Annotated in this window: 19 protein-coding genes; 11 read left to right on the plus strand and 8 right to left on the minus strand. The window is 62.9% G+C overall.

Annotated features, from left to right (window positions below; all coding sequences use genetic code 11):
* The first annotated feature begins 93 nt into the window (after window positions 1-93).
* The 3 genes from PVZ80_RS04230 to PVZ80_RS04240 all read left to right on the plus strand — a co-directional run bounded on the left by PVZ80_RS04230 (window position 94) and on the right by PVZ80_RS04240 (window position 1,937).
* Entirely contained in the window at window positions 94-639 is a 546-nt protein-coding gene (locus PVZ80_RS04230) for a gamma carbonic anhydrase family protein (protein ID WP_009046252.1), read from the plus strand.
* Between the two features lie 28 nt (window positions 640-667).
* Entirely contained in the window at window positions 668-1,318 is a 651-nt protein-coding gene (locus PVZ80_RS04235; RefSeq protein ID WP_041987875.1) for an HAD family hydrolase, read from the plus strand.
* A 160-nt stretch (window positions 1,319-1,478) separates the two neighbouring features.
* Window positions 1,479-1,937, plus strand: coding sequence for an REP-associated tyrosine transposase (locus PVZ80_RS04240; protein ID WP_009046251.1), 459 nt, complete (start codon window positions 1,479-1,481; stop codon window positions 1,935-1,937).
* Between the two features lie 88 nt (window positions 1,938-2,025).
* Here the strand turns inward: PVZ80_RS04240 and PVZ80_RS04245 are convergent, their stop codons facing one another.
* Window positions 2,026-3,105, minus strand: coding sequence for an aminopeptidase (locus PVZ80_RS04245; protein ID WP_028683577.1), 1,080 nt, complete (start codon window positions 3,103-3,105; stop codon window positions 2,026-2,028).
* 59 nt (window positions 3,106-3,164) lie between these two features.
* Here PVZ80_RS04245 and PVZ80_RS04250 point away from each other — a divergent pair, with 59 nt between their 5' ends.
* Window positions 3,165-3,578, plus strand: coding sequence for a PA0061/PA0062 family lipoprotein (locus PVZ80_RS04250; protein WP_273863457.1), 414 nt, complete (start codon window positions 3,165-3,167; stop codon window positions 3,576-3,578).
* Between the two features lie 42 nt (window positions 3,579-3,620).
* Entirely contained in the window at window positions 3,621-4,040 is a 420-nt protein-coding gene (locus PVZ80_RS04255; RefSeq protein ID WP_009046248.1) for a PA0061/PA0062 family lipoprotein, read from the plus strand.
* Window positions 4,041-4,044: 4 nt separating this feature from the next.
* Here PVZ80_RS04255 and PVZ80_RS04260 read toward each other — a convergent pair whose 3' ends face one another.
* The gene (locus PVZ80_RS04260) at window positions 4,045-4,284 is read right to left on the minus strand and encodes a DUF1161 domain-containing protein (RefSeq protein WP_009046247.1); all 240 of its coding nucleotides are present in this window, start codon (window positions 4,282-4,284) and stop codon (window positions 4,045-4,047) included.
* A 272-nt stretch (window positions 4,285-4,556) separates the two neighbouring features.
* Window positions 4,557-4,988, minus strand: coding sequence for an OsmC family protein (locus PVZ80_RS04265; RefSeq protein WP_009046246.1), 432 nt, complete (start codon window positions 4,986-4,988; stop codon window positions 4,557-4,559).
* Window positions 4,989-5,230: 242 nt separating this feature from the next.
* Between PVZ80_RS04265 and PVZ80_RS04270 the strand changes: the two genes are divergently transcribed.
* Window positions 5,231-6,232: an LLM class flavin-dependent oxidoreductase gene (locus PVZ80_RS04270; protein ID WP_009041499.1), complete on the plus strand. Its 1,002-nt coding sequence runs from the start codon at window positions 5,231-5,233 to the stop codon at window positions 6,230-6,232.
* A gap of 159 nt (window positions 6,233-6,391) precedes the next feature.
* On the opposite strand, the gene PVZ80_RS04275 is transcribed toward PVZ80_RS04270, so the two are convergent.
* Together PVZ80_RS04275 and PVZ80_RS04280 are read right to left on the minus strand one after the other, a co-directional pair.
* Entirely contained in the window at window positions 6,392-6,616 is a 225-nt protein-coding gene (locus PVZ80_RS04275; RefSeq protein WP_009046245.1) for a DUF1161 domain-containing protein, read from the minus strand.
* 130 nt (window positions 6,617-6,746) lie between these two features.
* Entirely contained in the window at window positions 6,747-6,962 is a 216-nt protein-coding gene (locus PVZ80_RS04280) for a dodecin (RefSeq protein WP_009046244.1), read from the minus strand.
* A 158-nt stretch (window positions 6,963-7,120) separates the two neighbouring features.
* Here PVZ80_RS04280 and PVZ80_RS04285 point away from each other — a divergent pair, with 158 nt between their 5' ends.
* A complete protein-coding gene (locus tag PVZ80_RS04285; protein ID WP_101281594.1) occupies window positions 7,121-7,447 on the plus strand; it encodes a DUF883 family protein in 327 nt (108 codons plus the stop codon).
* On the opposite strand, the gene PVZ80_RS04290 is transcribed toward PVZ80_RS04285, so the two are convergent.
* A complete protein-coding gene (locus PVZ80_RS04290; protein WP_038635658.1) occupies window positions 7,444-8,337 on the minus strand; it encodes a LysR family transcriptional regulator in 894 nt (297 codons plus the stop codon). The genes PVZ80_RS04285 and PVZ80_RS04290 overlap by 4 nt on opposite strands.
* 129 nt (window positions 8,338-8,466) lie before the next feature.
* On the opposite strand from PVZ80_RS04290, the gene trpB reads away from it, so the two are divergent.
* The 3 genes from trpB to PVZ80_RS04305 all read left to right on the plus strand — a co-directional run bounded on the left by trpB (window position 8,467) and on the right by PVZ80_RS04305 (window position 11,103).
* A complete protein-coding gene (trpB, locus tag PVZ80_RS04295) occupies window positions 8,467-9,702 on the plus strand; it encodes a tryptophan synthase subunit beta (protein ID WP_009046242.1) in 1,236 nt (411 codons plus the stop codon).
* Window positions 9,702-10,514: a tryptophan synthase subunit alpha gene (gene trpA, locus PVZ80_RS04300; RefSeq protein ID WP_028683579.1), complete on the plus strand. Its 813-nt coding sequence runs from the start codon at window positions 9,702-9,704 to the stop codon at window positions 10,512-10,514. Before trpB ends, trpA begins: the two co-directional genes overlap by 1 nt.
* Window positions 10,515-10,635: 121 nt before the next feature.
* Window positions 10,636-11,103, plus strand: a complete 468-nt coding sequence (locus PVZ80_RS04305) for an anti-virulence regulator CigR family protein (RefSeq protein WP_028683580.1) — start codon at window positions 10,636-10,638, stop codon at window positions 11,101-11,103.
* 98 nt (window positions 11,104-11,201) lie between these two features.
* On the opposite strand, the gene PVZ80_RS04310 is transcribed toward PVZ80_RS04305, so the two are convergent.
* Window positions 11,202-11,528 (minus strand): DOPA 4,5-dioxygenase family protein, encoded by a 327-nt coding sequence (locus PVZ80_RS04310; RefSeq protein ID WP_009046239.1) that lies wholly within the window; start codon window positions 11,526-11,528, stop codon window positions 11,202-11,204.
* A gap of 80 nt (window positions 11,529-11,608) precedes the next feature.
* Between PVZ80_RS04310 and PVZ80_RS04315 the strand changes: the two genes are divergently transcribed.
* Complete coding sequence (locus tag PVZ80_RS04315; RefSeq protein WP_257371667.1) at window positions 11,609-12,259, plus strand: NAD(P)-dependent oxidoreductase; 651 nt, start codon at window positions 11,609-11,611, stop codon at window positions 12,257-12,259.
* A gap of 95 nt (window positions 12,260-12,354) precedes the next feature.
* Here PVZ80_RS04315 and PVZ80_RS04320 read toward each other — a convergent pair whose 3' ends face one another.
* A complete protein-coding gene (locus tag PVZ80_RS04320; protein WP_101281591.1) occupies window positions 12,355-13,305 on the minus strand; it encodes a choline sulfate utilization transcriptional regulator in 951 nt (316 codons plus the stop codon).
* Between the last annotated feature and the right edge of the window lie 79 nt (window positions 13,306-13,384).

Here is a 13,384-nt window from a genome sequence, read left to right on the forward strand (position 1 = left end):
CTTGGCTGGAAGAAACGTGGCCCCATCTTAATTACAATCGACGCACACCGCAGCTATCGCCCCCATTAATAAATGTCAGAACAGGTATCCAACTTGGCCATTCGCAGCTATCAGAACCACACGCCCATCCTTGGCCCGCGGGCCTTCGTCGACAGCTCGGCGGTGGTGATCGGCGACGTCGAAATCGGTGCCGACAGCTCGGTCTGGCCACTCACGGTGATCCGCGGCGACATGCACCGCATCCGCATCGGCGCCCGCACCAGCGTGCAGGACGGCAGCGTGCTGCACATCACCCACGCCGGCCCCTTCAACCCGGATGGTTTCCCGCTGCTGATCGGCGACGACGTGACCATCGCCCACAAAGTGATGCTGCACGGTTGCAGCGTCGGCAGCCGGGTGCTGATCGGCATGGGCAGCATCGTCATGGACGGCGCCGTGGTGGACGACGACGTGATCGTCGGCGCCGGCAGCCTGGTGCCGCCTGGCAAACGCCTGGAAAGCGGCTTCCTCTATGTCGGCAGCCCGGTGAAACAGGTTCGCCCGCTGACCGACAAGGAGCGCGCGTTCTTCACCTATAGCGCCGCCAACTACGTGAAGCTCAAGGACCTGCACCTGGCCGAAGGCTACGACCAGGCTTGAGCCCCCGACCCACTGCCCAGGAATCCCCATGCATTACCAAACCGTTCTGTTCGACCTCGATGGCACCCTGACCGACCCGCGCGAAGGCATTACCCGCTCGATCCAGTTCGCCCTCGGCAAGCTGGGCATCGACGAGCCCGACCTGAGCAAGCTGGAACACTTCATCGGCCCGCCGCTGTTGCAGGCGTTCATGCAGTTCTACGGTTTCGACGAAGCCAGGGCCTGGGAGGCGGTGAATTTCTACCGCGAGCGTTTCAAGGTCACCGGCCTATATGAGAACCGCGTGTTCGACGGCGTCACGCCCCTGCTGGAAACCCTCGGCGGGCAGGGCCGCCAGCTGTACATCGCGACGTCCAAGCCGTGGGTGTTCGCCCGCGAAATCGCCCGGCACTTCGATTTCGCCCGGCACTTCAAGGTGATCTACGGCAGCGAACTGGACGGCACCCGCACCGACAAGGTCGAGCTGATTCGCCACCTGATCAGCGAAGAAGGCCTGGACCCGAGCGATACCCTGATGATCGGCGACCGCAAGCACGACCTGATCGGCGCCCGCCGCAACGGACTGGATGCGGCGGCGGTGGGTTACGGCTTCGGCAGCCACGAAGAACTGAGCGCCGAGGCACCGGCCTATCACTTCCAGACCCTGGATGAGCTGCATCAGGCGTTCTTGCAACGCTGAGCCGATCGCTATCGCAGGGCTTGCGTGCTTCTGTAGGAGAGGCCGGTCGACGCTCGATTGCCCGCGATAGCGTCCCCCCAGACACATCCCGCACAACAGACATACACCGTCCCGCCCTTCTTCGATCTAGCCTGGAAAACACGATCAAGGAGGATCTCCCATGCCCAGCAAACCCCACGCCCATCGCCTGCGTACTGGGCGTTACTCGCAGCCCGGTCAAATCTACGTTCTCACCTCCGTCACCCAAAACCGGGAACCGCTATTCAGTGATTTCCACTCGGGCCGCTTGGCAGTGGCTGCGTTCAAACAGGCCGAGCAGGAGCAACTCGCCCACTCGCTGGCCTTTGTCGTCATGCCCGATCATTTTCACTGGTTGGTCGAACTGCATGGCTCCACGTTGCCAGTGTTGATGGGCAGGACTCGCTCGCGCATTTGCGTATCGTTGAATCGCCAGCGGCGGCGCAAAGGGGCGGTCTGGCAACGTGGGTACCATGATCGAGGCATTCGCAAGGAAGAGGATTTACAGGCTGTCGCACGGTATATCGTGGCCAACCCGTTACGCGCGGGGTTGGTGAAGCGGGTGGGGGATTATTCGCTTTGGGATGCGATATGGGTTTGACGATCCGGCCTCATCGCGGGCAAGCCTCGCTCCTACAGAAGCACGTACGCCCTTTGTAGGAGCGAGGCTTGCCCGCGATAGCGTCCTTTCAGGCACCATCCATCAATGTTTGCAGCGCCGCCTTGCGCTTTTCAGCCGGCAGCGCGCCGAGCTTCTCCACGGCCTGGTAAAACGCCGGCCAATCGCCATTCACCTGCTTGAACAAGGCGGCAAACGCCGGCACCCACTGGTCGTACAGGCCAAAAGGCAACAGCCTGGCATTGTTCAGCGGGGTGTTGATCCAGAAGTCGTAGCGCGAGTCGCCCTGCCATTGGCTGTCCTTCAGCTGGCGGTAATCCCGGCGCAGCCGTTCGAATTCGGCGGCCTTGCGCTGGCGCATCTGCTCGGCTGGCAGCGGCAGGGCATACAGGCGTTCCAGGCGCTGGCGGGTATCGAGGATCAGCTGGATGAACTGGTCCTTCTGCTTGACCAGGGCATCGCTGGCCGGCGCCAGGCCCCGGGCCGCGCGCCATTGCCGGGTGCCTTCCTGCTCGACGAAGGTGGCGAAGGACTCGTTGAACTCGGTGTCGTCCTTCACATAGAAGCGCTGATGGGCCAGCTCGTGGAAGATCAGGGTCGCCAGGCGCTCGTCGCCCCAATGCAGCATCGAACTGAGGATCGGGTCGTTGAACCAGCCCAGGGTCGAGTAGGCCTCCACCCCGCCGATGGCCACATCCATGCCCTGCTGTTTCTGCAAGGCCGCCTCGCCCCGGGCCGCGCCCTGGCTGTAGTAGCCGCGATAGGCCACGCAGCCGGCAATCGGGAAACAGTGGGTCTTGGGGCTCAGGGAAAACTCGGGGGTGCTGAATACATTCCACACCACGTAAGGCCGGCCGATGTCGGCGTAGAGGCGGTAGCTCTGGTTGTCCGGCAGGTGCAGGTGCTGGCTGGCGAAGCGCCGGGCCTTCTGCGACTGGGCCAGATGGGCGCGCAACAACGGGTCGCGAGCCGGGTCGGCGATGACCTGCTCGACCGGCGTGCGGGCCTGCAGCAGACGCCATTGGCCACTGGCCAGCTGGCCGTAGTAACCCACGCTGGAACAACCGTTGAGCAACAAAAGCAGCAAGCCCGGAAACAAAAAGCGCAAAAGATGATCAAGTAACCCATGGCTTGAACGCGGCCTAATCAAATCGAATCATCCTTCGAGAGTCTGCCCCCAAGACTATCTCGCCTGCCTGGAGTTTCGCTATGCGCGTGTTGCTGCTGACCACCGGACTGTTGACCCTGAGCGGCTGTACCGGATTGCCCGCCCCCGATCCGACGCAAGCCTGGATCGACCTCGACACCCACCAGGACAGCGCGCTGCAGGCGCTGGAGGTCGACGAAAAGGCTTGGGTGGACCGTCGATATTTCGAGGTCCAGCCCGGCAACCATGAGCTGAAGGTGCGCTACCAGTTCGCCGTGGAGCCCACCAATATCGGCCCGGACAGCGAACCGCTGTGGCGCGATTGCCAGCTGAACGTGAAGTACAAGGACTTCAACGCCGGCCAGCGCTACCAGTTGCAGACCGGCAATATCGGCTTCCGGCCCTGGGCCAAGCTCTATGACCAGCAGCGTAATCTGGTGGGTACCGGCCAACCGGCGGGCTGCCAACGCACCTGATCGGCGCTATGCTTGAGGCCTTTCCCCGGACGGCCCGACCTCATGCGCCAACCCTTGCTGCTGCTTGCCCTGACCGGCCTCGTTGCCTGCTCCAGCCCCCTGCCGGCGGTGGACCCGCAACAGGCCTGGGTCGATTTCGCCACCCCGACGCCGGGCGGCAAGCTGCTGATGGCCGAGCGCCTGGACAACCAGCGCCTGACCGACGGCCGCTACTTCCAGGTCACCCCGGGCAGTCACGAGTTGATGGTGCGTTTCGATTTCGAGGTGTTCAGCGGGCGCTTCGGCATGATGAACGATCCGGCCGAGCGCCTGTGCTACCTGAGCGTGCGCTACGACCATTTCGAAGCCGGCCAGCGTTACCTGCTGGAAGCCCGCTCGCTGGGTTTCTCTCCCAGTGCCCGGCTGTACAACGCCAAGCGTGAGCTGCTGGCCGAAGACCACATGGTCAACTGCGTGATCTGAACGATCAGCTGTCGTTTCGCTGATAGATGATCGCCTTGGTGCCGTTTTCGCAGGTACCGACCACCATGGCCACGTCATGCTTTTCGGCTTCCTCCTTGCTGACAATCTCCAGGGTGTAGGAGGGCACGGCGTTAGCCTGGATCTTGATTTCAATCTCTTTCTTGAGTTCTTCGCAATCCTTCGGAGCCGCCAGGGCCGAGGTGGCCAGCGCGCTACAAACAACTGCCAGGACAAAACGTTTCATGAGTGGAGCTCCCCTTGATGCAGCGCCCACGGTCATGGGCTGAGCCTGCAGTCGTGCATTCGACCACATTTTCATGAAGCGAGTTCTGACGCCGCGCATATCTGGCGCGGGAGTGTTGCGAAGAAAACGCAATCGCGAGCCAGCGAACGGCGGCCGGTTGCTCCTGCAAAAGGCCTCGTTCGCTGGCTCGCGATGCGATGTAACGGTTGTAACGGTTGTAACGGTTGTAACGGTTGTAACGGTTGTAACGGTTGTAACGGTTGGACCGTGGCTCAGCTGACCAGCGTCGCATCCAGGCTGATCTTGGCGTTCAGCACCTTGGACACCGGGCAACCTTCCTTGGCCTTCTTGCTCAGTTCATCGAACTGCTGCTGGCTGGCGCCGGGAATCTTCGCCTTGAGGATCAGGTGCACCGCGGTGATCGCAAAACCGCCATCGACCTGGTCCAGGGTCACTTCGGCGTTGGTGTCGATACTGTCGGCCTTGAGCCCGGCCTCGCCGAGAATCATCGAGAAGGCCATGGAAAAACACCCCGCGTGCGCGGCGCCGATCAGTTCTTCCGGGTTGGTGCCCTTGCCGCCTTCGAAACGCGCCTTGAAGCCGTAAGGTGCATCGCGCAGTACCCCGGTTTCAGTGGAAATCGAGCCAATGCCGGTTTTCAGGTCGCCTTCCCAGTGAGCCGATGCTTTCTTGGTGATGCTCATGTCTGTCTCCTCGAGAACGGGCGCGAAAGACCGCGCCCTTGTGGTTTTCTGCTACTCAGGGTTCTAGAGGATAGAAGGCCTGGCGAAGTTCATCCTGTCTGAATCCGCCGTTTATCCGGACAGCAAATTCAGCTTGGCTATTGAAACTCGGGTATATGCCCACATTGCATGAAACAGGCTTTCAGCATTCGGCAGGTTTTGGCTCATGACAAAGGCCTGCACACCATTGGAGAAGCAGGCTTATGAAACCACTGTCCGACGTTAAGTTTTCCACCCTCGACCTGGTCCCCGTGCGCGAGGACGGCAGCCCGGCGCAATCGCTGCGTAATTCCCTGGACCTGGCCCGCCATGTAGAGAAGTTCGGCTACACCCGCTTCTGGGTCGCCGAGCACCACAACATGGACGGTATCGCCAGCTCCGCGACCTCGGTGCTGCTGGGTTATCTGGCCGGCGGCACCTCGAGCATTCGCGTCGGTTCCGGTGGCGTGATGCTGCCCAACCATGCGCCGCTGGTAATCGCCGAGCAGTTCGGCACCCTGGAAAGCCTGTACCCGGGGCGCATCGACCTGGGCCTGGGACGCGCGCCGGGGTCGGACCAGATGACCGCCCGCGCCCTGCGCCGCGAACGTTCCGGCAGCGCCGACGATTTCCCTGAAGACGTGGCCGAGCTGATGGCCTACCTCGGTCCACGCACCCCGGAACAGCGGGTGATCGCGGTACCAGGGACCGGTACCCAGGTGCCGGTGTGGCTGCTGGGTTCCAGCCTGTTCAGTGCGCAACTGGCCGGTGAGCGCGGCTTGCCTTACGCCTTCGCCTCGCATTTCGCGCCGCGCTACATGCACGAGGCGATTCGCGTGTACCGCAATCACTTCAAGCCCTCGGCGGTGCTCGACAAGCCTTATGTGATGCTCGGCGTGCCGCTGGTGGCGGCCGATACCGACGAACAGGCCGACTATCTGGCGACCTCGGTGTACCAGCGGATCCTCGCGCTGATGCGCGGCCAGAGCCTGGTGCAGCGCAAACCGGTGAAGAGCATGGACGGCCTGTGGCTGCCCCATGAAAAAGAAGCCGTGGGCAGCTTCCTCGGCCTGGCCATGATCGGCAGCCCGGCGAAGATCCGCGCCAAGCTCGAAGTGCTGATCGAACAGACCGGCGCCGATGAGCTGATCTTCACCTGCGACCTGTACGAACACGCCGACCGCCTGCATTCCTACGAATTGCTGGCGCAGGTCATGAAAGGTTGAGTGCAATCGGGCCAAAGGATTCTGTGATCCTGAGGCCTTGCGCGCCCTTCGGTCGCGATCGCAGCCTGCGGCAGCGGCCACAGGGGCGTCTGGCCTGAGTAATAACCGGGCACAAAAAAGCCGACGCATTGCGTCGGCTTTGTTCATTTCTACGAGGGCTCAGCCGCGCTTGTAGACGATTTCCTTGGTACCGCCTTCGCAGGTACCGACCACTTTGCCGTCAGTCGCGCTGCCTTTGTCGACAATTTCCAGCGAATAACCCGACACGCCTTTGGCATCGATCTTCGCGGCGATTTCGCTTTTCAGCTCTTCGCATGATTTGCCGGCAGCAAGGGCTGTTCCCGCGACACTCAACAACGCTAAAGCCATTACCAGTTTTTTCATCGGTCACATTCCCTGGTCGAATCAAAAATAAGCGTCAAGCCCCGGCCTGCTCGGCATCGAGGCAGATATAGCGCTTTGCCATTCCCTATGGCAATCGGCCAGCGCCCAAGTTCAACAGCCTAGTCCAGGTTCAGCTGTTGGCAATGCGGAAACCGACCTTGAGCGTGACCTGGAAATGCGCGGCCTTGCCATCAAGGATGTGCCCGCGGGTTTCCGTGACCTCGAACCACTCCAGGTGCTTGATGCTTTTGCTGGCTTCGGCCAGCGCATTGTTGATGGCGTCTTCGATGCTGCTAGGGGACGAACCAACCAGTTCGACTTTCTTGTAGGTGTGATGATCAGACATGGCGCTCTCTCCTTATGAGGTAGATCAAAGCCTAGCAGCGATTACCAGCAACACTGGAATAAGCCCCGGGCCCATCGTCATGCAGATTTAATGCACTTTCGCCAGGCCGCGCAGTCGGACCCTACAGACCCCTCAATCAACAATGCAGGAGAGCCACCATGGCCAACACTTCGCTACGCAAAGCCTCATTGGAAAGCATGGAAGCCGAGATCGAAAGTCTGCTCAAGTCCCTGGAAAGCCTCAAGGACGATGCTTCGGACGAGTCGCGCAAAACCCTCAAGGCACTGAAAAGCAACGCCGAGAGCGCGCTGAGACATTCGCGCAGCCTGCTCGGCGATGCCTATGAAGAAGTCAAAGTGAAAACCCGTGAAACCGGGATCGCCACCCGCGACTACGCCCAGCAACACCCCTGGACCACCGCCGGCGTCGCCGTGGGCGCGCTGGGCCTGCTGGCCGCTTACCTGCTGTGCAAACGCGGCAATTAAGGAGTCTGGCGCAGCTCATTACTGAGCCACTGCGCCAGCTGCCGGGCGCGCCCATCCGCGGCGCGCTTGGGTAGCCACAACGCCAGTTGCCCCGGGGTTTCACAGAAACCCCACGGGGCAACCAGGCGCCCGGCACGCAGGTCCTCGGCCACCAGCGGCTGCGGCGCGATCGCCACGCCCAGCCCGGCCACCGCGGCCTCCAGCAAATAATACAAATGCTCGAAACCTTGCCCGAACTTCAGCGCCCCGGCGTCGATGCCGTTCTGCCGTGCCCAGCTGGGCCAGGCCTGCGGGCGCGAGCTGGTCTGTAGCAACGTCTCGTTGAGCAGCGCACTGGCCGGCGCCTCGCGCAGTTGCTCGTAACGGCTGTAGCGCGGGCTGAGCACCGGGCCGATGCGCTCGCTGGCCAGTTCAAAGACCTGCATGTCCGCCGGCCACGGCGGCTCGGCGAATACCAGCAAGGCATCCAGCCCCGGCCGGCGCGGGTCGAGATCGCCTTCGCCGGCCGACAGGTGCAGGCGCAGGTCCGGCAGGTCGGCATTCAGCCGCCCCAGGCGCGGAATGAACCAGCGCGCCAGCAGGCTGCCGGAACAACCGAGCACGAAGGGCGCATCGGCGGTGCTCTGGCTCAGCTCGGCGCAGACCGTGCGCAGGCGCTCGAAGGCATCGCTGCTGGCATCGCGCAGGCGCACCCCGGCATCTGTGAGTTTCAGGCCGCGCCCTTCCTTGACGAACAGGCTCACCCCGAGATGCTCTTCAAGCACCTTCAACTGGCGGCTGACCGCGCCATGGGTGACGTGCAGCTGTTCGGCCGCCTGACTGACGCTGTTCAGGCGAGCGGTGGCTTCGAAGGCCCGGAGGGCGTTCAGCGGGGGCAGGTCGTGGCTCATGGGATATGTGAGTTTTCCTGACAGGTTGTGGCGATCTTATCGGTTTTCAGCCTGGGGTGTCAGGGGTAGAGTGAACGCCATTGCCTGTCCATGCATTCACCCTTTTGACGAATCACCGGGAGCGCCCCAATGACCCAGACCAACCTGCGCAACGGCCCTGATGCCAACGGCCTGTTCGGCGCGTTCGGCGGCCGTTACGTCGCCGAAACCCTGATGCCGCTGATCCTCGACCTGGCCCGCGAATACGAAGCGGCCAAGGAAGATCCGGAGTTCCTCAAGGAACTGGCCTATTTCCAGCGCGACTACGTCGGCCGTCCAAGCCCGCTGTATTTCGCCGAACGCCTGACCGAGCACTGCGGCGGCGCCAAGATCTACCTCAAGCGCGAAGAGCTGAACCACACCGGCGCGCACAAGATCAACAACTGCATCGGCCAGATCCTCCTGGCGCGGCGCATGGGCAAGAAACGCATCATCGCCGAGACCGGCGCCGGCATGCACGGCGTGGCCACTGCCACCGTGGCGGCGCGTTTCGGCCTGGACTGCGTGATCTACATGGGCACCACCGACATCGAGCGCCAGCAGGCCAACGTGTTCCGCATGAAGCTGCTGGGCGCCGAAGTGATCCCGGTGGTCGCCGGCACCGGCACCCTGAAGGACGCGATGAACGAAGCCCTGCGTGACTGGGTGACCAACGTCGACAGCACCTTCTACCTGATCGGCACCGTGGCCGGTCCGCACCCTTATCCCGCCATGGTCCGCGACTTCCAGGCGGTGATCGGCAAGGAAACCCGCGAACAGCTGCAAGCCCAGGAAGGCCGCCTGCCGGACAGCCTGGTGGCGTGCATCGGCGGCGGTTCCAACGCCATGGGCCTGTTCCACCCGTTCCTCGACGACAAGAGCGTGCAGATCATCGGCGTCGAAGCCGCCGGCTACGGCATCGAGACCGGCAAGCACGCGGCCAGCCTGAATGGCGGCCTGCCAGGCGTGCTGCACGGCAACCGCACCTTCCTGCTGCAGGACGAGGATGGCCAGATCATCGATGCCCACTCGATTTCCGCCGGCCTCGACTACCCGGGCATCGGCCCTGAACACGCCTGGTTGCACGATATCGGCCGTGTCGAATACACCTCGGTGACCGACGACGAAGCCCTGGCCGCCTTCCACCAGTGCTGCCGACTGGAAGGCATCATCCCGGCCCTGGAAAGCGCCCACGCCCTGGCCGAAGTGTTCAAGCGCGCGCCGAACCTGCCCAAGGATCACCTGATGGTGGTCAACCTCTCGGGCCGCGGCGACAAAGACATGCAAACCGTGATGCACCACATGGAACACTCTCAACAAGAGCACTCCCAGCAGGAGAAACACTGATGAGCCGCCTGCAAACGCGCTTTGCCGAGCTTAAGCAACAGAACCGCGCCGCCCTGGTGACCTTCGTCACCGCCGGCGACCCGGGCTATGACGCTTCCCTGGCGATCCTCAAAGGCTTGCCGGCAGCCGGCGCCGACGTGATCGAGCTGGGCATGCCCTTCACCGACCCGATGGCCGACGGCCCGGCGATCCAGCTGGCCAACATCCGCGCCCTGACTGCCAAGCAGAACCTGGCGAAAACCCTGCAAATGGTTCGCGAATTCCGCGCCGGCAACAACGACACACCGCTGGTGCTGATGGGGTACTTCAACCCGATCCACCACTACGGCGTGCCGCGCTTTATCGCTGAAGCCAAGGAGGCCGGCGTCGACGGCCTGATCGTGGTCGACATGCCGCCCGAGCACAACGCCGAGCTGTGCGACCCGTCCCAGGCCGCCGGTATCGACTTCATCCGCCTGACCACGCCGACCACCGACGACGTGCGCCTGCCGAAGGTGCTGAACGGCAGCTCGGGCTTCGTCTACTACGTCTCAGTGGCCGGTGTGACCGGTGCCGGTTCCGCCACCCTGGAGCATGTGGAAGAGGCGGTGACCCGCCTGCGTCGCCACACCGACCTGCCGATCAGCATCGGCTTCGGCATCCGCACCCCGGAGCAGGCCGCGGCCATCGCCCGCCTGGCCGACGGTGTGGTGGTGGGTTCGGCGCTGATCGACCAGATCGCCAATGCCGCCAGCTCCGAGCAGGCCGTGGACGGCGTGCTGAGCCTGTGCGCCTCCCTCGCCGAAGGGGTGCGTCAAGCCCGTGTCAGCTGAGGGTAAAGTTCCTGATACAGAGGAATTAGCCTCGGGATCCACAGACTAAACCGGCAAGACCAAGGGGTTCAGGACCAGGTTCTGAACCCCTTTTTGTTGTTCGTGCTCTGAGGAAGACCCGATGAAAATGCCCAAACGCCTGATTGCCGGTCTCGGCGTGCTGATGCTCAGCGCCAGCCCGCTGTTGCACGCGGTCGCGGACCCACGTGACGACCACGATCGCGGAGGCCCGCAACAGGGTCGCTACGACAATCGAGGAGACAATCGCGCGGACAATCGGGGCGATGAGTATCGTGGCCCGCAGGCCGATCGGCGTGGCGGCCCACCCCGGGATTTCGGCCCGGTGCGCGAAACCATTCGCGACAATCACGTCTACTTCGTACGCGGCGCACCACCGCCCCACGGCATCCACCTGGTACGCGGCCAGCCGCTGCCCCGCGGCTACTACGGCGAACGCCTGGACAACCGTGCCCTGGCGCACCTGCCGTACTACCCGGGTTATGAATGGCGGCGCATGGGCGCCGATATCGTGCTGATCGCGGTGGGCAGCGGGATCGTCTACGAGATTCTCGACGGCGTGCTGTATTGATCGGGGATTGATAGCGTTTGAGAGGACGTCATCGCGAGCAAGCTCGCTCCTACAGAAAGCGCCTGACCTTGTAGGAGCGAGCTTGCTCGCGAAAAATCTCAAAAAATCGACAGATCCAGCGGCCTGATCGCCCCCATCCAGACCGCATGCTCAGTGTGATCCTTCAGGTCGTCCCCGGTATCCGGGTGCAGAAACACCACCAGCCCGTTGCGATTGAGCGCCAGCCACGGCAGCACCTCCCCCAGGTACTGCGGTTCGAACGCCAGCTGGCAGCTCCAGTCCGGATGCGGGCCGACCGGCCGTTCATGCACCCGGCCCATCTTCAATGGAAACAATTGCGCCGCCTGCTCACACAAGGCCCGCGCCTGGTCGATGGTGCTGGCGTCGAAATAGACGTGGGCGTGATAGCCCTTGATGCGTTGCATGGAACCTCTCATGACAAAGTCGAACCCTGGCGACAGCCCACAGGTCATAACCTTACCAGTGTAAAGAAACGAGCCGCGCCATGAAAAATGCCGAAACCCCGGTGGTCAAACTGGTGCTCTACGGTGCCATGAGCAGCCTGGGCAGCGCGCTGATGGCGGAGTTCCTGCGGCGCCAGCATGAAGTCATCGCCATCCTCGACGACCTGACGGCCCTCGAGCCCCTTCCCGGCTTGCGCACCAAATGCGGTGACCTGTTCGATGCCGTGCGGGTCAGGCAAAGCGTGGCCGGAGGCGACGTGGTGGTCTGCCTGCTGAATGCCCCGGGGCTGCCCATGGGCCTCGAACAACAGGAAAACCTGCTGCTCGAACCCCGGGAACAAGTCCAGGCAGTCGAAGCGCTGATCGCCGGCATGCAGGCTGCCGGCGTCCGACGCCTGTTTCTGGTGGGGAATTTCGAGGTGCTGGACCAGCCGGAGATGGAGGGTTATCCACACCGTCAGACGGCCGAGACCATCCTCGACGCGCTGCAAGGCAGCAGCTTGCGCTGGACCCTGGTGAATGCGCCGCAAAGCGTACCCGGGCTGACCCTGGAACACTTCAGCCACCCCATCGACAGCCTTGCACCCGAGCGGGTCGAGCCGGTGCAGCGACTGGCGCGGGTAGCTGCCGGCATCGCCGACGAACAGCAGCTGAACCTGCATGTGGGCGAGCATGTGAACTTCGTGTGTTGAATCCTTATCGCGAGCAAGCTCGCTCCTACAGAAGGCTATGCGATCCCATGTAGGAGCGAGCTTGCTCGCGATGGCTTGCGCGCCAACCCCAAACCTCAGATGGCAATCGAAGGCAGGCCCAGCCCGGTCAGGGATTGCGCGCTGTCGGCCTGCTCGGCCATCAGCCAGTCGAAAAACCGCTGGATCAGCGCCCCCCGGCGTTTGCGCTGGGGCAGGACCACGTAATAGCCGTAGCGGGAAATCAGCGTTTCGCTGATCGGCCGGCACAACAGACCTTGCGCCAGCAAGTTATCCACAAGGTGGCGCCAGCCAATGCCCACGCCCTGGCCACCGATCGCCGCCTGGATCAGCAGGGTGTAGTTGTCGAAACGCAACTGCCCCGGCGCTGGCGGGGTGGCGATCCCTAACTCACGAAACACGCCGCTCCAGTCGAACCAGTGGCTGCTGTTTTCGCCCTTCAGGTGCAGCAGCGGAAACTCCAGCAGCGAATGGGCGCCCAGCGGTAGCGGCCGCTCCTTGAGCAACAGCGGGCTGCACACCGGAAACACCTCTTCATTGAACAGCCAGTGGCTTTCCCCCTGCTTGAAACGGCCATCGCCAAACAGCACCGCCACGTCGATATCGCTGCGCAGCATGTTGTGGCTGCGTTCGCTGGTGACCAGGCTCACATCCACCTGCGGATTGGCGGCGTGGAAACGGTGCAGGCGCGGCATCAGCCAGTAGGCGGCAAAGGCGAAGTCGGTGGCCACCTGCAGCACCTCATGCTGATGCTGGGCGGTGATGGCGCTCAGGCCGTTGTCGATGCTCTGCAAGCCGGCCTGCACCTGTTCGAACAACTGGCTGCCGGCCTCGGTCAGTTCGATGCCACGGTAGATGCGGTCGAACAGCCGGGTGCCGAGCTGTTCTTCCAGCCGCTTGATCTGCTGGCTGATGGCCGGTTGGGTGGTCCCCAGTTCCACCGCCGCGGCGGTAAAGCTGCGCTGGCGCGCCGCCGCCTCGAATACGCGGAACAGATCCAGGGACAGGTCGCCAAGCGCTTCATACATAAGCTGTGCTTATCCTAGTCATTGCCGTACATGGGCTTTACCGCAAAAGCCGCGGGTTACATGCTCGATCGCAGCACTT

Origin of the sequence: Pseudomonas sp. B3G-3 (assembly GCF_028640915.1) — a bacterium.
GTDB classification, from domain to species: Bacteria; Pseudomonadota; Gammaproteobacteria; order Pseudomonadales; family Pseudomonadaceae; genus Aquipseudomonas; species Aquipseudomonas chlororaphis_I.